Genomic DNA, 18,687 nt, shown 5'->3' with positions numbered 1-18,687 from the left:
GGCTGGGCCGGCCACCTGATCGACATCACCGCGGTACTGGCGACCATCTTCGGCCTGGCCACCTCCCTGGGCTTCGGGGCCTCCCAGGCCGCCGGCGGCCTCAACTACCTGTTCGACGTCCCCAACACCCTCGGCACCCAGCTGGCGATCATCGTCGGCGTCACGGTGGTGGCGCTGTTCTCGGTATGGCGGGGCATCGACGGGGGCGTGAAGCTGTTCTCCAACATCAACATGGTGATCGCCTTCGCCCTGCTGGCCTTCGTGGTGATCACCGGCTCCACCCTGCTGTTCCTCAACGGCCTGTGGGACACCACCCTGGCCTACGCCAGCCATGTCGTGCCGCTCTCCAACTGGATCGGCCGAGACGACACCACCTGGTACCACGGCTGGACGGTGTTCTACTGGGCCTGGTGGATCTCCTGGTCGCCCTTCGTCGGCATGTTCATCGCCCGGGTCTCGCGCGGGCGCACGGTCCGCGAGTTCCTGACCGCCGTGCTGCTGGTACCGACCGTGGTCACCATCGTCTGGATGAGCGCCTTCGGCGGCACCGCCCTGGCCCAGTCCGCGGCCGGCGTCGGCGAGCTGGCCCATGGCATCAGCGACGTCTCCCTGGCGATGTTCCAGATGCTCGAGCAGCTGCCGCTGACCACCCTGACCTCCAGCCTGGCGATCCTGCTGGTGCTGATCTTCTTCGTCACCTCGTCGGATTCCGGCTCGCTGGTGATCGACAGCATCACCGCCGGCGGCAAGACCGATGCCCCGCGCAGCCAGCGGGTCTTCTGGGCCACCCTGGAAGGGGTGATCGCCGGGATCCTGCTCTACGGCGGCGGCGACGCCGCACTCGGCGCCCTCCAGGCCGGCGCCGTGGCCACCGGGCTGCCCTTCACCCTGATCCTGCTGGCGATGGCGTTCAGTCTGGTCAAGGGGCTGCACGAGGAGCAACGCCGCCCTGGGCTCGTCCCGACTGCCTGACCCTGCCCTGCCCTCGAACCGACGACCCCGGCAACCCGCCGGGGTTCTTGTCGATGACTGCCGCACCTCATGGCAGAAGCGGTACTGGACTCGACCTCGCAGGGTCAAGCAGGCATGGTTATCCTCTCGGTATCCACCAGGACGTCGGGTGAATACCGGAGTGACACCCACCGACCCAGCGTTCATGGCCACTCACGCCAAGGAGGACCCCCCCATGTCGAACCGTTTCGCAAGACGCCTGTGCCTGACCGCCCTGCTGTCGCTGATGGCCCTTGCCTCCCATGCCGTCGCCCAGCAGACATCTCCTGGGAGCCCCGGTGCCGATGTCGAGACCGAACAGTTCCGGGACTGGGAGGTGATCTGCCCGCCCGAGCGCAGCCAGGGGGCCTGCACCATGAGCCAGCTGGTCACCAACCCGGACAGCGACGACCCCCTGATGCGGGTGATCGTGGGCTATCCCCCCGAGCTCGAAGGACGCCCGGCGATGACCTTCCTGCTGCCACTGGGCGTGCGACTCGCCCCGGGCCTGCAGTTGAGCGTCGGTGGCGGTGAGCCGGCCCAGTTCCCCTACCAGGTCTGCCTGGAACAGAGCTGCCGCGCCGACCTGCCCCTCGAACCGTCGCTGCTGCAGGAACTGCGCGGCGGCAGCAGCGCGACCCTCAGCCTGATCGGGCCGCGCGGTAACCGCATGGACCTGGACATCTCCCTGATGGGCTTCACCGACGCCAGCGAGCGCATCGCGCCCTGACGATCGCGCCTGCCCCGCACAGACGACAGCCCCGGCACCTGGCCGGGGCTGTCGTCGTCTGACAGGCCGCCTGGTCAGCGGGGCAGGACGCCCTCCTCGCGCAGCAGCTTGAGGATCGCTTCGGCCCCCTGCGCCGGGGTGACGTCTGCAAGCACCTGCCCGCCCCCACCCTCGGCCTTGGCCGCCGCGGCCTTGAAGCGATCCCGGGCCGAGGCGGCCTTGATGACCTTCAGGCGCTTGGGCCGCTTGCGGGCCGGCGCCAGCTGCCACTGGGCCAGCTCCCGGTCGGGTTCGGCGGCCACCGGGGTGGCCTCGAGCTCGGCCCGGCGAGCCGGACCGAAGGCGCTCTGGCGCGCCACCGGGGCGGCGCCATCCACGCTGACGATGGCCGGCAGGCGCACCTTGAGGCGCCGCCGCTGGCCCCGGGGCAGGGCCTGGAGCAGGGTCGCCACGCCGTTCTCGACCCTCTCCACCGCGGCCAGACCATTGACCAGCGGCCAGCCCAGGCGCTCGGCCAGGGCATAGGGCAGGAGGCCCGAGCCCTCGCCTCGCTCGGCCCGAGCCCCGGTGATCACCAGCTGCGGCGGCGCCGCGGCCAAGTGCTCGGCCAGGGCCGGGATGGCATCGGCCCCCTCGGCCTGCTCCAGCAGCGTCAGGGTCTCCAGCCCCATGCCCAGGTAGCCGCGCAGCGCCGCTTCACTCTCCTCGCCGCGCGGGCCGGCATGCAACAGGCTCACCCGGCTGCCGGGCAACTGGCGCTCCAGGCCCAGGGCCAGCTCCAGCCCCCGGGCATCCTGATCGGCGCGGCGGGCGCGCCCGGTGATGGGGTGGCGTCCCACCGAGACCAGTACCGCCACCTCGACTCCCTGCTGCTCAGGCCGCATCGCGCTGCCCTCCTCGCTGCTGTTCCACCTTGGCCACCAGGGCGGCGAGGATCTCGGCGCTCTCGCCGATCACCGCCAGGTCGGCGCGCTTGACCATGTCACACCCGGGGTCGAGGTTGATGGCCACCACCTTGTCGCAGCTCTGAATGCCCTGCAGGTGCTGGATGGCGCCACTGATGCCCACCGCCATATAGACTCGGGCGGTGACCCAGGTGCCGGTGGCCCCCACCTGGCGGTGGCGGTCCATGAAACCGTCATCCACGGCGACCCGGGAGGCCCCTTCGGTGGCCCCCAGCACCCTGGCGGCGTGGTGGAAGCCATCCCAATCCTTGACGCCGTTGCCGCCGGAGAGGATGAACTCCGCCTCGGCGAGCGCCACCCCGGCGGGATCCACCGCCACCTGTCCCAGATCCTCGATACGTGACAGGGCGCTGGGAATCGCCTCCGCCAGGCTCAGGGGCTCGGCGGCGTGACGGGTCTCGTCCACCGGCTCGGCGCATTCGGCCAGGGCCAAGGCGACCCGCGGCAGGGGGCGCTGGATATCCAGGCTCTCCGCCGCGCCGCGGGCGGTACAGCGCCAGCCGGACTCGGACGCCTCGAGCTGCCAGACGCCAGTGGCGGGCCGCTCGCCCAGGCGCAGCGCCAGGCGCCGGCCCAGGTCGGCCCCGCCCAGGGGCGAATCAGGCAGCAGCCAGTGACGCGGCGCCAGCTCCCGCTCCACGGCGGAGAGCGCCGCCAGGCGCGCCTCGGGGGCGAAGCCGGCATAGCCGCCGTCGTCGAGGTGCAGCAGCCGATCGATGCCCGCCTCGCCAAACCCCTCCTCCTTGTGCTCGCCGAACACCACGGCCAGTACGGCACCAGGGCGCTCGGCGTCGGCATCGGCCAGGCGCCGGGCCAGGCCCAGCAGGTCCTTGTCATGGCCGGAGAGGCGACCGCCGGAGAGCTCCGGCACCACCGCCACCAGGAAGGCCGGGGCCTCGATGGTGACCTGGCGACGGCTATCCTGGGCCGCCTGGCGGGCACCGCCCGCGGCCTGGCCACCCTGCTGGGCGCCGCTACGGTCGATGCGCTTGACGCCATTGGGGCCGATAAAGCCGATGGCGTGGGGATTCTTGCGAATCACCCCTTGGGGCCCCAGCCACTCGCTGGCGGCCCCGCCTCCCTGCTCGGCGAGCACGCTCAGGTGCTCGGGATGCAGGCGGTTACGGACAATCCACTCGCGACGTGGATCGCGGCGATGAATCTCGCGCATCAGATCACCTCCTCGGCCTGGGGCCGGCGGGTCGCATCGAACGCACCGACGGCGGGACGCGCCACCAGGGCATCGGCCACCAGCTCGGCGATATCGCGCACCTCGGCACCGGCATCGACGACGCCCTCCAGCATGGCCGTGCACTGCGGACAGCCCACCGCCACCAGCGAGGCGCCGGTCGCCTCGACATCGTTCATGCGCATGTCGGGGATGCGCCGCTTGCCGGGAATATCGGTGATCGGCGCACCGCCGCCGCCGCCGCAGCACCGCGAGCGAAAGCCGGAGCGCTCCATCTCGGAAACCTGGATGCCCAGGGCGCGCAGGACGTTGCGGGGCGCCTCGTACTCGCCGTTGTAGCGGCCCAGATAACACGGGTCATGATAGGTCACGCTGCCACCCTTCCAGGGCCGGAAGGCCAGGCGGCCGGACTCATAAAGCTCGGCGATGTAGGTGCTGTGGTGATAGACGCGGTAGTGGCCGCCGAGCTCGCCATACTCGTTGCCCAGCACGTGGAAGCTGTGGGGGTCACAGGTGACGATATGCTGGAAGCGGTACTGCGCCAGGGTGGCAATATTGCGCCTGGCAAGGGACTGGAAGGTGGCCTCGTCGCCCAGGCGACGCGCCACGTCACCGCTGTCGCGCTCCTCGTTGCCGAGCACGGCAAAGTCGACGCCGGCGGCGCGCAGCACCTTGACCAGGGCCCTCAGCGTCCTCTGGTTGCGCATGTCGAAGGCGCCATCGCCCAGCCACAGCAGCACGTCCACCTGCTGCAGGTCGGCGATCAGCGGCAGATCGAGGTCGGCCGCCCAGTGCATGCGTGCGCCGGGGGCGAAGCCGCCGGGATTGTCGGTGGCGATCAGGTTGTCGAGCACCTCGGGGGCCTTGTTGGGCGTCTCGCCGCGTTCCAGGGTCAGGAAGCGGCGCATGTCGACGATGGCGTCCACGTGCTCGATCATCATCGGGCACTCCTCCACGCAGGCGCGGCAGGTGGTGCAGGACCACAGGGTCTCGGCATCCACCAGCGCCTTGCCCTCGCGGGCCACGATGGGCCCATGGGGGGTGCCATGGTGCTCGCCCACCGGCTTGCCCCCAAGCCCTTGTGAAGGGTGGGGAGAACCGGCGTAATGGGCATCGCTGCCCCCGGCCATGCCCACCACCATGTCCTGGATCAGCTTCTTGGGATTGAGCGGCTGGCCGGCGGCGAAGGCCGGGCAGACTGCCTCGCAGCGCCCGCACTGCACGCAGGCATCGAAGCCCAGCAGCTGGTTCCAGGTAAAGTCGGCGGGCGTCTCCACGCCCAGCGGCGCCGACGGGTCTTCCAGGTCCAGCGCCTTGAGGCCGGTGGAGCGCCCCTCCCCTCCTGCTTTGGTGGAGAAGCGCTCCGGGCGGCGATGGAAGGCCAGGTGCAGGGCGCCGGCGAAGGCGTGCTTCATGGGCCCGCCCCAGGTCATGCCGACGACCATCTCGGCCAGGCCCCAGGCCACCACCGCGGCCAGCAGCAGCCCCAGCAGCCAGTGACCGACGCCGGCCGGCAGTATGCCGACCGCCGGCAGGGTGATAGCAAAGACGCCCAGGGAGAAGGCCATCAGGCTCCTGGGCAGGCGCATCCAGGGGCCCCTGGAGAGGCGCGCGGGCGGGTTGCGGCGGCGCCGGGCCACGAACAGGCTGCCCACGAACATGGTCGCGCTGGCCAGCAACAAGAGTCCACCCAGCCAGGGATTGGCGAGCCCCAGGCCATGCACCAGGGTCATCAGCACGGCGGCGGCCACGAAGCCACCGGCGGTGGCCACATGGGTGTTGGACATCACCTTGTCACGCCCCACCACATGGTGCAGATCCACCAGGTAGCGGCGCGGCATGGCGGCCAGGCCCTTGAGCAGCGGCACGGCGGAGGGCCGCCCCTGGCGCCATAGGCGAACACGCCGCCAGGCGCCGATCACCGCCACGCCCAGGGCAGCGAAGATCAGTATCGGTAGCAGGGTCTCGAGCATGGTGCTCACCTCATAGGCGAGCCGGAAGCTGTAAGCCGGAAGCTGGAAGAAAGGGCGAAAGGCCGCGTTTCACTTCCAGCGTCAAGCTTCTGGCTTCCAGCGGGTGGTCAGAAGTCCTTGCAGATCCGCAGGGCGTCGTAGATGGCCGCATGGGTATTGCGCGGCGCCGTGCAGTCGCCCAGGCGGAACAGCAGGAAGCCGTCCCCCGCCTCGCTCAGGCAGGGCTGGGGCTGAATGGCATAGAGCGCCTCCAGGTCCACCTGCCCCTTGTTGCGGGACTGCGCCTTGAGGGCGTAGTAGAGCCCCTCGTCGGGACGCACGCCGTTCTCCACCACCACCTGGTCGACCACGCGCTCTTCCAGGGCACCGGTGTACTCGTTCTCGAGCACCGCCACCAGGCCGTCGCCCTCCCGGTAGACCTTGTGCAGCAACAGGTCGGAGGACATGATCACCTCCTTCTCGTAGAGGCTGCGGTAGTAGGTCGGGAAGGTGGTGCCGCCCACCGCGGCGCCGGGCTTGATGTCGTCGGTGACGATCTCCACCTTGGCGCCCTTGTCGGCCAGGTAGTCCGCCGCCGAGAGCCCGGAGAACTCGCAGATGGTGTCGTAGATCAGCACGTTCTTGCCCGGGGCGACCTTGCCGGAGAGGATGTCCCAGGTGCTGACCACCAGGCTCTCCTCGGGATTCTCGGAGTAGCCCCACTGCGGATCCTGCTCCAGGAAGGGATGACCGCCGGTGGCCAGCACCACGATATCCGGGCGCAGGTCGAGCAGGGTCGCCTCGTCGGCGCGGGTGCCCAGGCGCAGGTCGACGTTCAGGCGCGCCAGCTCCAGCTGATACCAGCGGGTGATGCCGGCGATCTGGTCGCGCTGCGGGGCCTGGGCGGCGATGGTGATCTGCCCGCCGAGCGCCTCGGCGGCCTCGAACAGGGTGACGTCGTGGCCGCGCTCGGCGGCGACGCGGGCCGCCTCCATGCCGCCGGGGCCACCGCCGACCACCACGACCTTGCGCTTGGGGCCTTCGCTCTTCTCGATGATATGCGGTAGGCCCATGTACTCGCGGGAGGTGGCGGCGTTCTGGATGCACAGCACGTCCAGGCCCTGGTACTGGCGGTCGATGCAGTAGTTGGCGCCCACGCACTGCTTGATCTGGTCCACCTGGCCCATCTTGATCTTGGCGATCATGTGCGGGTCGGCGATTTGCGCCCGGGTCATGCCCACCAGGTCCACATAGCCGCCCTCTAGGATGCGCTGGGCCTGGTTGGGGTCCTTGATGTTCTGGGCGTGGATCACCGGCACGCTGACCACTTCCTTGATGCCCGCCGCCAGGTGCAGGAAAGGCTCCGGCGGGTAGGACATGTTGGGAATCACGTTGGCCAGGGTGTTGTGGGTGTCGCAGCCGGAGCCGATCACGCCGAAGAAGTCCACCTGCCCGGTGGCATCGTAGTAGGCGGCGATCTGTTTCATGTCCTCGTGGGAGAGGCCGTCGGGGTGGAACTCGTCACCGCAGATGCGCATGCCCACCACGAAGTCGTCGCCGACCTCGGCGCGCACCGCCTTGAGCACCTCCATGCCGAAGCGCATGCGGTTCTCGAAGCTGCCGCCCCACTGGTCCTCGCGCTTGTTGACCCGCGGGCTCCAGAACTGGTCGATCAGGTGCTGGTGCACGGCGGAGAGCTCGACGCCGTCGAGGCCCCCTTCCTTGGCCCGGCGCGCGGCCTGGGCGAAATCGCCGATGATGCGCCAGATATCCTCCTCCTCGATGGTCTTGCAGGTGGAGCGGTGCACCGGCTCGCGGATGCCGGAGGGCGACAGCAGAGTCGACCAGTCGTAGCCGTCCCACCGCGAGCGGCGCCCCATATGGGTGATCTGGATCATGATCTTGCCGCCGTGCTTGTGCACGGCATCGGCGAGGTTCTGGAAGTGTGGGATGATGCGGTCGGTGGCGAGGTTCACCGAGCTCCACCAGCCCTGGGGGCTGTCGATGGAGACCACCGAGGAGCCGCCGCAGATGCTGAGGCCGCAGCCGCCCTTGGCCTTCTCCTCGTAGTACCTGACGTAGCGCTCGGTGGTCATGCCGCCGTCGGTGGCGTGCACCTCGGCGTGGGCGGTGCTGACGACCCGGTTACGGATGGTGAGCTTGCCGATCTCGATCGGCTGGAAGATCGCGTCGAATGCCATGGTTCTCTCTCCTCGTTCCCGGGCTTAGCGGGCGGCGCCGGTCAGCGGCTTGACTTCGAAAACGCCCACCTCGCAGCCTTCCTCGGCGGCGCTCTGGGTCTGCTCGGCGACGGTGCGCAGGTCGCTGCCGCGGGCGGCGAGGATCTGGTCCATGGCGCCGGCGAACCAGCCGGTGAACATGTACTCGACCTTGCGACCGACCTTGCCCAGCTGATAGACGAAGGCGCTGTGTTCCAGGCGCACCCGACAGGTGCCGGCGTCGAGGTCGATGGCCTCGGTGATGAAATGGCCCCAGCCGCGCTGGGAGAGACGCTTCATGTAGTGGTCAAAGACGTCCACGCCCTCGAGGCCATGGCACTCGGCCTCCTTCTCGCACCAGTGCCAGGCGCTCTTGTAGCCGGCGTGGTAGAGGATCTCGGCGTACGTCTCGGCGCCGAGCGCCTCCTCCACGGCCACATGGTTGTTGATGAAGAAATGGCGCGGCACATAGAGCATGGGCAGGGCATCGGTGGTCCAGACGCCGGTCTCGCTATCCACTTCGATGGGCAGTTCGGGGGCCATCTTGGTCACGGTGGTAGTCCTCTAAACTCGTTGTTCTTGGCAGTCAGTCGACAGGGGCTTTCCGGCGGCAGGTCCCGGGGTGCCGGACCATCGAGGAGGCGCTGTCTTGGAAAGGGATCTCCTCTTCGGCCTGCCCCCGTCGCCCCCTCGGGCGATGCAAAGTGAGAAAGGTGTTATCAGTCGCCCCAGACGTCTTTCAGCACGCGCACCCAGTTCTCGCCCATGATCTTCCTCACCTGGGGCTCGCTGAAGCCGCGGCGAGAGAGCGCCTCGGTGAGGTTGGGGAACTCGCCGATGGTGCGGATGCCCTCGGGGTTGATGATCTTGCCGAAGCGGGTCAGGCGGCGGGCATAGCCCTTGTCGTGGGTGAGCCACTCGAAGAAGTCCTGGTCGTGGCCCTGGGTGAAGTCGGTGCCGATGCCGATGGCGTCCTCGCCGACGATGTTCATAACGTACTCGATCGCCTCGACGTAGTCGTCGACGGTGGCATCGACGCCGGCACGCAGGAAGGGGGTGAACATGGTCACGCCGACAAAGCCGCCCCGGTCGGCGATGAACTTGAGCTCGGCGTCGGACTTGTTGCGCGGATGCTCCTTGAGCCCGGAGGGCAGGCAGTGGGAGTAGCAGACCGGCTTCTCGGAGGCCTCGATGACCTCGGTGGAGGTCTTCTCGCCGACGTGGGAGAGGTCGCACATGATGCCGACGCGATTCATCTCGGCGACGATCTCGCGGCCGAAGCCGGAGAGGCCGCCGTCACGCTCGTAGCAGCCGGTGCCCACCAGGTTCTGGGTGTTGTAGCACATCTGCACGATACCCACGCCGAGCTGCTTGAAGACCTCCACGTAGCCGATCTGGTCCTCGAAGGCGTGGGCGTTCTGGAAGCCGTAGAGAATGCCGGTCCTGCCCTCCTCCTTGGCCCGGGTGATGTCGGCGGTAGTGCGCACGGGGCGGACCAGGTCGCTGCACTCGGCCATCAGCGCATTGGACCGGACGATGTTGTCGACGGTGGCCTGGAATCCCTCCCAGACGGAAACCGTGCAGTTGGCCGCCGTCAGCCCACCGCGCCGCATGTCCTCGAACAGCTCGCGGTTCCACTTGGCGATGATCAGGCCATCGATGACGATGGCGTCGTCGTGCAGCTCTCTTGGGGTCATGTGTACCGCTCCGGGGATGTGTTCGACTCGACGGCAGCATAGCGCTGGCCCACCCCGGCTCGGCGCCTGGAAGCGACGACGAGAATTCCAAAAACGTCATGACTGTCGCGCCTACGACGCACGACGACGCCATGCCGGCCCGTGAGGGTCGGCATGGCGATCGGGTCCGGCAGGAGGTGTCAGGAAGGCACGGTTCAGGAGCGCAGGAGCACGCTGGCGTAGGTCGGCTCGCCGCGCGCCTGGTCGAGCGCCATGATGGCCGAGGAGACCGGCTCGGTCGGGTAGGCCTCGAAGGTCAGCAGTTCCAGGTTGGTCCCTGCCTGCGCGCATGACGGGGCCACCGGCAGCCTGACCTGGCTCGCGCCCAGTCGTTCGTCCCGGGGCGGCTGGCCGAAGAACTCCCGGTAACACTTGGAAAAGTGCGGGGTGGACACGAAGCCGCAGGCGGATGCCACCTCGATGATCGAGATCGAGGTCTGCTTGAGCAGCTGCCGGGCGCGGGTCAGCCTCAGCTTGAGGTAGTAGCGCGACGGCGAACAGAGCAGGTATTTCTGGAAGAGCCGCTCGAGCTGGCGACGCGACACGTCGACATAGGCCGCGAGTTCCTCGAGCCCGATGGGCTCCTCCAGGTTGGCCTCCATGAGTGCCACGATCTCGAGCAGCTTGGGCTGAGTGGTGCCGAGGATATGCTTGAGCGGCACGCGCTGCTGGTCCTGCTCCCCGCGCACGCGGTCACAGATGAACATCTCGGAAATCCCCGCCGCGAGCTCGCGGCCGTGATCCCGGCCGATCAGGGTGAGCATCATGTCCAGGGGAGCGGTCCCGCCCGAGGCGGTGGCCCTTTCGCGATCGATGGAGAACAGCCGGGTCGTGAGCAGGGCGCGGGGGAAGGACTCCTGCATGGCGGCCAGGCACTCCCAGTGGACACTGGTCTCGTAGCCATCCAGCAGCCCCGCCTTGGCCAGCGCCCAGCTGCCGGTGCAGATCCCCCCCAGCCGACGGGAGAGGCGTGCCTGACCCTGCAGCCAGACGACATGCTCGCGCTGTACCGCGCGCGCCGGTCCCACCCCACCACAGACCACCACCATGTCCAGCGCCAGCGGCACCGTGATCGCCGCATCCGGGGTGACCTTTAAGCCATCGCTGGCGGAGATCGGCTCGCCATCGAGGCTCAGGGTGAACCATCGATAGAGCTCCCGGCCGGCCAGCTGGTTGGCCATGCGCAACGGCTCGATGGCCGAGGCCAGCGAGAAGAGCGTGAAGTTTTCCAACAGCAGGAAGCCGATGGCCTGGGGAGCGGCCGACTTGTGCGGCGCCTGGGAAGAGGTCGTCATGGCGAGACTCCTGTACGGGGGGTCGTACACAGGGTGTTGTTGTGTCCGAATCCGGACGCCCGCCGGTGTCTGGCTGTCGCGATCAGGCAAGTCCGTCCCGAAAGGTACCGCAAGGCGTCGTGATCTGGCATGTCACAATTACCTATCCGCCGCCGCGCCGCCAGTTGATACCGACAATGATGTCGCATTCAGGGCGATGGGGTGTCGCTCACAGGCAAGGTGGGGGGGGGGAAGGGAGGGCTCAGGCCGGCGTCACCGACCCTTGCTGGTGACGATGTCATGGCATCAGGGTTCTACCGGCCGCCACCATTAGCCCGGCGCCTCACGGCGCATGGCCCGGGCCCAGACAGCGGCAAAGTCGGCGGCCGGCAACGGTCGGCCGTAATGGTATCCCTGGGCCTGGTCACAGCCCATGCCGGCCAGGGCCTCGGCCTGCTCCGGCGTCTCGACGCCCTCGGCCACGGTCTTCATCCCCAGGGTCTGGGCCATGGCGATGATGGTCTCGATGATGGCCCGGTCATGGTGGCTCTCGAGCATCTCCCGCACGAAGGAGATATCGATCTTCAGGGCATCGGCCGAGAACCGGCGCAGATAGGAGAGCGAGGAGTAGCCGGTGCCGAAATCGTCGATGGCCAGGGCATAGCCGGCCTCGCGCAGCGCATGGGTAATGCCGACGGCCTGCTCGGGGTCGCGCATGAAGTCACTCTCGGTGAGCTCCAGGCCGATGGCCGAGGCGGGGACGTCCCGGGTCAGGGTGGCGATGTGCTCGGCCAGTTGCGGATCCACGAACTGCTGGGCGGAGACGTTGAGGGAGAGCCGGCCGGGCAGGGCCATGCCCTCGCGCCGCCAGGCGGCCATCTGCCGGGAGGCCGCCTGCAGCACCCAGTCGCCCAGCGGGCGTACCAGTCCGCGCTCCTCCGCCAGGGGAATGAACTCCCCCGGGCTGACCCAGCCCCATGCCTCGTCGTTCCATCGGCACAGCGCTTCGGCGCCCACCAGCTCGCCGGTGCGGAGGTCGACCTGGGGCTGGAAATGAAGCTCGAGGCGCTGGCCGCTGATCGCCGCGCTCAGCCGTTCCGTCATCTGCTGGCGGCGCTGGAGCGCCTGGGTCATCGATTCGTCGAAGGGGCAGGTCCCACCCTCCTGCTGCTTGGCGTGATAGAGCGCGATGCTGGCGGACTTGAACAGCTCCACGGGGGTGACGGCATCCCGCGGGTACCGGGCCGAACCGATGCTGACCTCGAGCACGAAGGTGCGATGCCCGAGCTCGATGGGCTTGCCCACGGCGGCACGCAGCCGACGCACGCTCTGCTCGAGGCTGGTTTCCTTGGCTTGTGGCACCAGCACCGCGAACTCGTCGCCGGAGAGCCGCGCCAGCACCTCGTTCGGCCCCATGGCACGCGCCAGCCGCCCGGCCGTGGTCGAGAGCAGCTGGTCACCGACCTGATGACCGTGGAGGTCGTTGATCTCCTTGAAGCGGCGGATGTCGAGGAGCAGCAGAAGGAGGGGATGCTGGCCCTTCTCGGCCTCCTGCCTCAGGCGCATGAGCTCTTCCATGAAGCGCACCCGGTTGGGCAAGCCGGTGGTGCCGTCGGTATAGGCCAGCTGGTGCATGCGGCGATGGTCACGGCGCCGTTCCAGCTCCGCCGCGGCCCCGGTGGAGAGAATGCGCAGCACCGAGGTGGCGAAGGCGTTGGCCTCCAGCGGACGGCGATACAACACCATGACCACGCCGATCGGTTCGCCCTTGGCGTTGTCCAGGCGGCGGCCGATCCAGGCCCTGGCCACCCCGGCCACACCTGGCAGCAGCGCGGTGCTGTCGCATTCAACCATGGCCTCGCGCTCGTCGAGGACCTGCTCACAGGGGGTGCCCGCCAGCGCATAGGCGTAGTTGTCGAGCCTCTGCCCCTCCGAGACCACGCTGACCATGCTCATGGTCGCGGACGCGCGGCTGCTCAGGGGATCGACGTCCGGCCGGGAGGCGTCGAGCAGGGCAATGAAGCCGGCATCCGCCTCGAGGATCTCGACCAGGGTGCTGACCAGCTGATGGAAGTAGTCGTCGCCGATGCGGGTGGTGACGGTCGAGGCCACCTGCATCACCGCCTCCTGGACACGCTGTGCCTCATGTTGCTCGGTGATGTCGGTGATGAAGCCCTCCAGATGGAGGAGCTCACCGGCGGCATCGAAGACCCCCTGGCCCTGCTCCCACATCCAGCGGGTGCCATCCCCGGCATGGTGCAGGCGGTAGATCACGCGAAAGGGTTCTCTGCGTGAAACGGCGGCCTGGACCTCCTCGAACACCCGCTCACGGTCGGCGGGATGGATCAGCGCGGCATAGCTGGCGACCCGGTTGTCCTGAAGCTCGTCGGCCCGGTACCCCGTCAGCGCGTGCGCCCCCTGGCTGACGATCCGCATGGTCCAGTCGCGATCATTCAGGCAGCGATACGCCATGCCGGGCAGGTGGTTGAGCAGGGTGTCGAGGCGACGCTCGCTCTCCTTCACCGCCCGCTCGGCCCGGCTGCGGTCCAGCTCGGCGCCGGCCTGGACCGCGGCGATGCGCAGCACCTCTTTCTCCAGGCCAGCGGTCTGCATGGGCGTGTTCTTGAGCACCGCGAGCAGGCCCAGGGGGGTCCCGTCCGCGGCCAGGAGCGGCAGGCCGAGGTAGCTGACCGCGCCCAGCTGACGCAGGAGTCCATCGTCGGGAAAGCGGGCCTGGACATCATTCGCGTAGAGACAGGCCTCCTCGACGACCACGGTCTCGCAGGGCGTGCCCGCCAGCGGATAGGCGAGGTTCGGCCGAGACCGGCCATGCGACCAGACCGCCAGGGTCCGGACCATGGCATCCCCGGTGACCCGGGCCACCAGCACATGGTCGACCCCCAGGATGGCCGCGAGCCGCGCCACGAGGGTGTCGTAGAACTCGGGGGTCCCGCTCCTGCCAAGGCCCTCCGCCAGCTGGCGAAAGGCCTCTTCAGCCCCCATCCGTGAGTGCATTGCCGTGCTCCCTCATGGCCATCTCCGCATCGCTGCCCGGCCCGAGATGCTGGCTCCGTGTCGGGATCTGACCCATACGATGACAGGAACGGCAGGCAGGGTAAATCGCGCACTCACCCCGTTAGCCTCGCCGTGAAAGTGGCCCAGCGCCGGGAGAGGCGTCGAGAATCATCCGGCTACCGAGGACTCGTCGTCGAAGAAGGGCCTTACGGCCCAGGCGACCACGGGCGTGACTGAACGAGCTGGCCCCAGTTCGAGACCTGCGGTGCAACCAAGTGATCGAGTCCGACTACATGACCGCCCCTCCAGTACCAGCACCGGTAGGGCGCAAGCACTCAAGCAGGCGGGTCAGTCAAGACTCGTCACCATGGTCTCCGCATGCCATCACTGACGATGCCACGGCCAAGGCAAATGCCGGCAGTGCGTAAAGCAGTTATTAGCAATAAGGATGGGACATGAGACCGCCGACCCATAACCGGGCCTCATAACGATAAGTGTCAGTATCTGATGGTGGCCAGATTGGGAAACCCGGGCCCCGCACACAAGTTTCCTGCATTCTGCAAGATTGATGCAGATCAATGGGCAGGTGGCCTCACTGGTCTACGGTAAGAGAGCCGCTTCCAACCACTTGTCTGCCACCATGGCCAAGAGCCCACCGAAACGCCGCCTCAGACTTGTCCATGCCTTGACGTGGATGCGTATCGGGATGGCCGCACTGATGCTAATGGGTCTTTTTCTGGTTGCGACCCAAACCACCGCCCACCAAGAGACCTCCTTCCAGGGCGAGGTAGAGACCGGGCAACATATCGACGCCCCCCAGGATGCGCCCAGCTGCCACCACGGTCATGGCACGCGTCATCTCGTTGGTGTCATGTCGCACGTAACGCAGCAAGACATCAAGTTCGCTACGGTTCACGAGTCCCTGGGCGGTATGGACCCGGCTCCTCGGATAATCGCCAGCAGCGGCGCCCCGCAAGCCCTGCCCGATCCTTCTCCCCTTCCCGTCTACCTGCTGACGCACCGGTTCAGATCCTGAGTCCTGGGTGGCTTTCCTCACACCCCGTCGTTGTTGCTTGGCATTGACCTGTGTGCCGCACGTAGCCGGAATAATGTGGGCAAAGGCCTTGAATGGGCCCAATAGCTCGCCAGGAGAACGATCATGGAAATTCGCAAGCATACTCTCGCCCTCGGACTCGTCCTGGCACTCGGCGCCAGTGCTTCCGGCGTCACCCTCGCCCAGGGCATGCCGTACAACCCGCCCGACCAGGGAGGCGGCATGACGAACGGCATGATGGGCGGCGGCATGATGCCTTGCCCGATGATGGGCGGCGCGGGCGTGGGCATGATGCAGGGGATGCTCGACCCGGAGCAGCGCGACGAGATGCGCGCGCTGATGCAGGAGCACCGCCCCGCCCAGTTCGAACGCATGGGCCGCCTGATGAACCTGCGCGACGACCTGATGGCGGAAATGCATGGCCAACGCCCGGATCCCGAAGAAGTCAAGACCCTGCATGGCCGGCTGGCCGAGCTTCACGGCGAGATGATGGCCGAGAGGGTGCGCATGCAAAATGCCATGCATGACCTGCTGACCGACGAGCAACGTCAGCAGCTTCAGCAGGCCACACCTGAGAGCAGCGTCGCTCCCGACGACCACGACGCCCATCACTGAACCGCTTCGATAGAAGCGCCAGGATGTCCGGGCGGCCACAGTTTGGCCGCCCCTTCGGCTCCGCCTCAGGAGGCATGCGATGACCGATTCGACCCCGACCACGATTACCCTGACGGTCCCCGGCATGGGCAGTGACCACTGTGCCGGTATCGTGCGCAAGACGCTGGAACGCCTCGATGGCGTGAACGACATCCAGACCAATATCGCCAACCACCATGTCAGCATGACCATCGAGGAAGGTGGGCCCGACGGTGACGCCTTGAAGAAAGCCGTCGAGGGCGCCGGCTATGACGTGGCCGCCGTCAGTGGAGGGGCCGGCAAGCAACAGGTCCGCCTGACGGTACCCGGCATGGGCTCGGACCACTGTGCCGGCATCATCCGCAGCACCCTGGCGCGGCTCGAGGGTGTCGAATCGATCGACACCAATATCGCCAGCCACCGTGTGGCGGTAACCGTCGCCCGGGATGGCCCCGATGGTGACGCGCTCAAGAGCGCCGTGGAGGGGGCCGGCTATGATGTGGCCGCCGTGCAGGCCGACGAGGCGGAGGACGCCGACAGCGACGCCGAGATCGAGGAAGCCTACCTGAGCCAGGCCCGCAAGCGGCTGATCATCGCTGCGGTCCCCACCACCCTGATCATGCTGCTGATGATGCCGCACATGTTCTGGCAGCCGATTCCCGGCTACCTGGCCATCATCGCCGTGCTGGCCTTTCCGGTGGTGTTCCTCTATGGCGGTATCGCCACCCACAAGTCGACCTGGCGCTCGCTGAAGAACGGTACCTTCAACATGGATGTGCTGATCTCCATGGGCAGCCTGCCGCCCTATCTGATCGGCCTGGTCGGCTTCGTCTACCCCATGACCTCGTTCATCGAAATGGCCGCCACCATCATGACCTTCCACCTGCTGGGGCGTTACCTGGAGGCATTGGCCAAGGGGCGCGCCTCCCAGGCCATCCGCCGCCTGATGAACCTGGGCGCCAAGACGGCGCGCGTCGAACGCGATGGCGAGGAGGTGGAGGTGCCGGTGAAGGAGCTTGCCCCGGGCGACATCATGATCATACGTCCCGGCGACAAGATTCCCACCGACGGCGAAGTGGTCGAGGGCGAGAGCCATCTCGACGAGTCCATCGCCACCGGCGAGTCGATACCGGTCTACAAGAGCCCCGGGGACAGCGTGATCGGTGCCACCATCAACAAGGAGGGACGATTGCGGGTCAAGGCGACTCGCGTCGGCGGCGATACCTTTCTCTCCCAGGTGGTGCGCCTGATCGACCAGGCTCAAGGCTCGCGGGTGCCGATCCAGGAATTCGCCGATCGCATGACCGGACGCTTCGTGCCGGCAGTGCTGGCCATTGCCCTGGCCAGCCTGATTGCCTGGGCACTGTTCCCGGATGCCCTGCGACCGATCCTCGACTGGGGCGCGACCTTCCTGCCCTGGGTGAACCCCGAGGCCGCCACGCCGGTGCTGGCGATTCTCGCCGCCATCGCCGTGCTGGTCATTGCTTGCCCATGCGCCTTGGGCCTGGCCACTCCCACGGCGCTGATGGTGGGCTCCGGCATCGGGGCCGAGCGTGGCATCCTGATCCGTTCAGGCGAGGCGATCCAGACCTTCAAGGACGTCAAGGTGATGGTGCTCGACAAGACCGGCACCATTACTCGCGGCGAGCCGAAACTCACCGAGGCCGTCGCCACCGAGGGCGTCGACGAAAACCGCCTGCTCACCCTGGCGGCGAGCGTGGAGAACGCCTCGGAGCACCCTATCGCCCGGGCCATCGTCGACGGTGCCCGGGAGCGTGATGTGAAACCCGGAGAGGTCAGCGAGTTCCGTTCCACCGGTGCGCGCGGTGTCTCGGGTAAGGTTGGCGACGAAGCGGTGCTGATCGGCAATCGCCGGTTGCTGGAAGAGGAAGGCGTGACCGGCCTCGAGGCCCTGGATGACGCCATGGGCGAGCTCGAGGGCAAGGGACGCACCGTGGTGATCGTCGCCGCCAACGGGCAGTCCCTGGGTCTGGTCGCCGTGGCCGACACCCTCAAGCAGGAGTCGGTGGAGGCCATCCGTGGCATGCATGATCTCGGCCTGCACGTGGTGATGATCACCGGCGACAACGAACGCGCCGCCCGCGCCGTGGCCGACGAGGTGGGCATCGACGAGGTCCAGGCCGGCGTACTGCCGGAAGGCAAGGTCGATGCCATCCGCGCGCTGCAGGAAAAGCACGGCAACCACGTGGCCATGGTCGGCGACGGCATCAACGACGCCGCAGCGCTGAAGCAGGCCAACGTGGGTATTGCTATCGGCGCCGGTGCCGACGTGGCCATCGAGGCGGCGGACGTGACCCTGGTACGCGGCGAGCTCACCGCCGTGGTAGACGCCATGCACCTCTCGCGTGCCACCTTCGGCAAGATCGTCCAGAACCTGATTTGGGCCAGCGCCTATAACGTGGCCGCCATCCCCATCGCCGCCATCGGCCTGTTGCACCCGATGATCGGCGTCATCGCCATGACCACCAGCTCCCTCTCGGTGATCGGCAACTCGCTGCTGCTCAAGCGGCGTTACGCCCGCGAGCAGCCCCGCGGAGAGCCTTCCACTGCCACCCCATCGGTCCAAGCCAAAGGCGACCGCTCATGACACGACCAGAGTCCACCAAGCCCCCCTCGGGAGAGGCCGAATCACAGCAAGAGCCGTCTTCCCATGCCGGGGCACTCCATAAATGGATGATGACCGCCTGCGTGGTGCTGATGGGAGGCGCCGTGCTGCTGTTCATGTGGCGCGGGCAATCACTGAGCAGCGGCGCCTGGCTGGTACTGCCGCTGGCCCTCTGTCTCGGCATGCACTTCCTGATGCACCGTCGTCTCGGGCACCATGAGCCTGATCGTGATGAATAATAAGCGCTAAAACAGCCAAGCGGCATCGGTAACAAACACGCAACGCCGATGCCGCACTGCCACTT

14 protein-coding genes are annotated in these 18,687 nt (G+C 67.6%); 5 read left to right on the top strand and 9 right to left on the bottom strand.

The genetic code is table 11. The annotated features are described in order from the left end of the window. Positions 1-972, top strand: a 972-nt coding sequence (locus tag QLQ86_RS00240; protein ID WP_282815566.1) for a BCCT family transporter, incomplete at its 5' end; no start/stop codon positions are given. A gap of 214 nt (positions 973-1,186) precedes the next feature. Further along, positions 1,187-1,720: an invasion associated locus B family protein gene (locus QLQ86_RS00235; protein ID WP_282815565.1), complete on the top strand. Its 534-nt coding sequence runs from the start codon at positions 1,187-1,189 to the stop codon at positions 1,718-1,720. A 74-nt stretch (positions 1,721-1,794) separates the two neighbouring features. On the opposite strand, the gene etfB is transcribed toward QLQ86_RS00235, so the two are convergent. The 9 genes from etfB to QLQ86_RS00190 form a co-directional block, all read right to left on the bottom strand. After that, positions 1,795-2,604, bottom strand: a complete 810-nt coding sequence (gene etfB / locus QLQ86_RS00230) for an electron transfer flavoprotein subunit beta (RefSeq protein WP_282733603.1) — start codon at positions 2,602-2,604, stop codon at positions 1,795-1,797. Further along, complete coding sequence (etfA, locus tag QLQ86_RS00225; protein ID WP_282733602.1) at positions 2,594-3,856, bottom strand: electron transfer flavoprotein subunit alpha; 1,263 nt, start codon at positions 3,854-3,856, stop codon at positions 2,594-2,596. Before etfA ends, etfB begins: the two co-directional genes overlap by 11 nt. Further along, on the bottom strand, positions 3,856-5,847 hold the full coding sequence (locus tag QLQ86_RS00220; RefSeq protein WP_282815564.1) for a (Fe-S)-binding protein: 1,992 nt from the start codon (positions 5,845-5,847) through the stop codon (positions 3,856-3,858). The genes etfA and QLQ86_RS00220 overlap by 1 nt, the downstream gene beginning before the upstream one ends. A gap of 107 nt (positions 5,848-5,954) precedes the next feature. After that, complete coding sequence (gene dgcA, locus QLQ86_RS00215; protein WP_282733600.1) at positions 5,955-8,027, bottom strand: dimethylglycine demethylation protein DgcA; 2,073 nt, start codon at positions 8,025-8,027, stop codon at positions 5,955-5,957. A gap of 24 nt (positions 8,028-8,051) precedes the next feature. After that, a complete protein-coding gene (locus QLQ86_RS00210; protein WP_282733599.1) occupies positions 8,052-8,597 on the bottom strand; it encodes a 4-vinyl reductase in 546 nt (181 codons plus the stop codon). Between the two features lie 167 nt (positions 8,598-8,764). Then, positions 8,765-9,742 carry a dipeptidase gene (locus QLQ86_RS00205; protein ID WP_282733598.1) on the bottom strand — a complete coding sequence of 326 codons (978 nt, stop codon included), beginning with the start codon at positions 9,740-9,742 and terminating at the stop codon, positions 8,765-8,767. 194 nt (positions 9,743-9,936) lie between these two features. Next, positions 9,937-11,076, bottom strand: a complete 1,140-nt coding sequence (gbdR, locus tag QLQ86_RS00200) for a choline metabolism transcriptional regulator GbdR (protein WP_282733597.1) — start codon at positions 11,074-11,076, stop codon at positions 9,937-9,939. A gap of 309 nt (positions 11,077-11,385) precedes the next feature. Further along, a complete protein-coding gene (locus QLQ86_RS00195; protein WP_282733596.1) occupies positions 11,386-14,070 on the bottom strand; it encodes an EAL domain-containing protein in 2,685 nt (894 codons plus the stop codon). Between the two features lie 721 nt (positions 14,071-14,791). Next, positions 14,792-15,091 carry a hypothetical protein gene (locus tag QLQ86_RS00190; protein ID WP_282815563.1) on the bottom strand — a complete coding sequence of 100 codons (300 nt, stop codon included), beginning with the start codon at positions 15,089-15,091 and terminating at the stop codon, positions 14,792-14,794. A 138-nt stretch (positions 15,092-15,229) separates the two neighbouring features. Between QLQ86_RS00190 and QLQ86_RS00185 the strand changes: the two genes are divergently transcribed. From QLQ86_RS00185 to QLQ86_RS00175, 3 genes are all read left to right on the top strand, one after another. Next, positions 15,230-15,739 (top strand): Spy/CpxP family protein refolding chaperone, encoded by a 510-nt coding sequence (locus tag QLQ86_RS00185; protein ID WP_282733594.1) that lies wholly within the window; start codon positions 15,230-15,232, stop codon positions 15,737-15,739. 79 nt (positions 15,740-15,818) lie between these two features. Then, the gene (locus QLQ86_RS00180) at positions 15,819-18,365 is read left to right on the top strand and encodes a heavy metal translocating P-type ATPase (protein WP_282733593.1); all 2,547 of its coding nucleotides are present in this window, start codon (positions 15,819-15,821) and stop codon (positions 18,363-18,365) included. After that, positions 18,362-18,622: a hypothetical protein gene (locus QLQ86_RS00175; RefSeq protein WP_282733592.1), complete on the top strand. Its 261-nt coding sequence runs from the start codon at positions 18,362-18,364 to the stop codon at positions 18,620-18,622. Before QLQ86_RS00180 ends, QLQ86_RS00175 begins: the two co-directional genes overlap by 4 nt. Positions 18,623-18,687 lie beyond the last annotated feature (65 nt).

It is taken from the genome of Halomonas rhizosphaerae (assembly GCF_030012485.1).
Classification (GTDB): Bacteria; Pseudomonadota; Gammaproteobacteria; order Pseudomonadales; family Halomonadaceae; genus Halomonas; species Halomonas rhizosphaerae.
Note: the sequence above shows the minus strand (reverse complement) of the source record. Positions and strands in the feature narration are given on the sequence as shown.

What these genes read in the sequence shown, in the direction of transcription:
- QLQ86_RS00235 (WP_282815565.1), top strand. Translation starts at nt 1,187, where the DNA reads ATGTCGAACCGTTTCGCAAGACGCCTGTGCCTGACCGCCCTGCTGTCG.
- etfB (WP_282733603.1), bottom strand. Translation starts at nt 2,604, where the DNA reads ATGCGGCCTGAGCAGCAGGGAGTCGAGGTGGCGGTACTGGTCTCGGTG.
- etfA (WP_282733602.1), bottom strand. Translation starts at nt 3,856, where the DNA reads ATGCGCGAGATTCATCGCCGCGATCCACGTCGCGAGTGGATTGTCCGT.
- QLQ86_RS00220 (WP_282815564.1), bottom strand. Translation starts at nt 5,847, where the DNA reads ATGCTCGAGACCCTGCTACCGATACTGATCTTCGCTGCCCTGGGCGTG.
- dgcA (WP_282733600.1), bottom strand. Translation starts at nt 8,027, where the DNA reads ATGGCATTCGACGCGATCTTCCAGCCGATCGAGATCGGCAAGCTCACC.
- QLQ86_RS00205 (WP_282733598.1), bottom strand. Translation starts at nt 9,742, where the DNA reads ATGACCCCAAGAGAGCTGCACGACGACGCCATCGTCATCGATGGCCTG.
- gbdR (WP_282733597.1), bottom strand. Translation starts at nt 11,076, where the DNA reads ATGACGACCTCTTCCCAGGCGCCGCACAAGTCGGCCGCTCCCCAGGCC.
- QLQ86_RS00195 (WP_282733596.1), bottom strand. Translation starts at nt 14,070, where the DNA reads ATGCACTCACGGATGGGGGCTGAAGAGGCCTTTCGCCAGCTGGCGGAG.
- QLQ86_RS00185 (WP_282733594.1), top strand. Translation starts at nt 15,230, where the DNA reads ATGGAAATTCGCAAGCATACTCTCGCCCTCGGACTCGTCCTGGCACTC.
- QLQ86_RS00180 (WP_282733593.1), top strand. Translation starts at nt 15,819, where the DNA reads ATGACCGATTCGACCCCGACCACGATTACCCTGACGGTCCCCGGCATG.
- QLQ86_RS00175 (WP_282733592.1), top strand. Translation starts at nt 18,362, where the DNA reads ATGACACGACCAGAGTCCACCAAGCCCCCCTCGGGAGAGGCCGAATCA.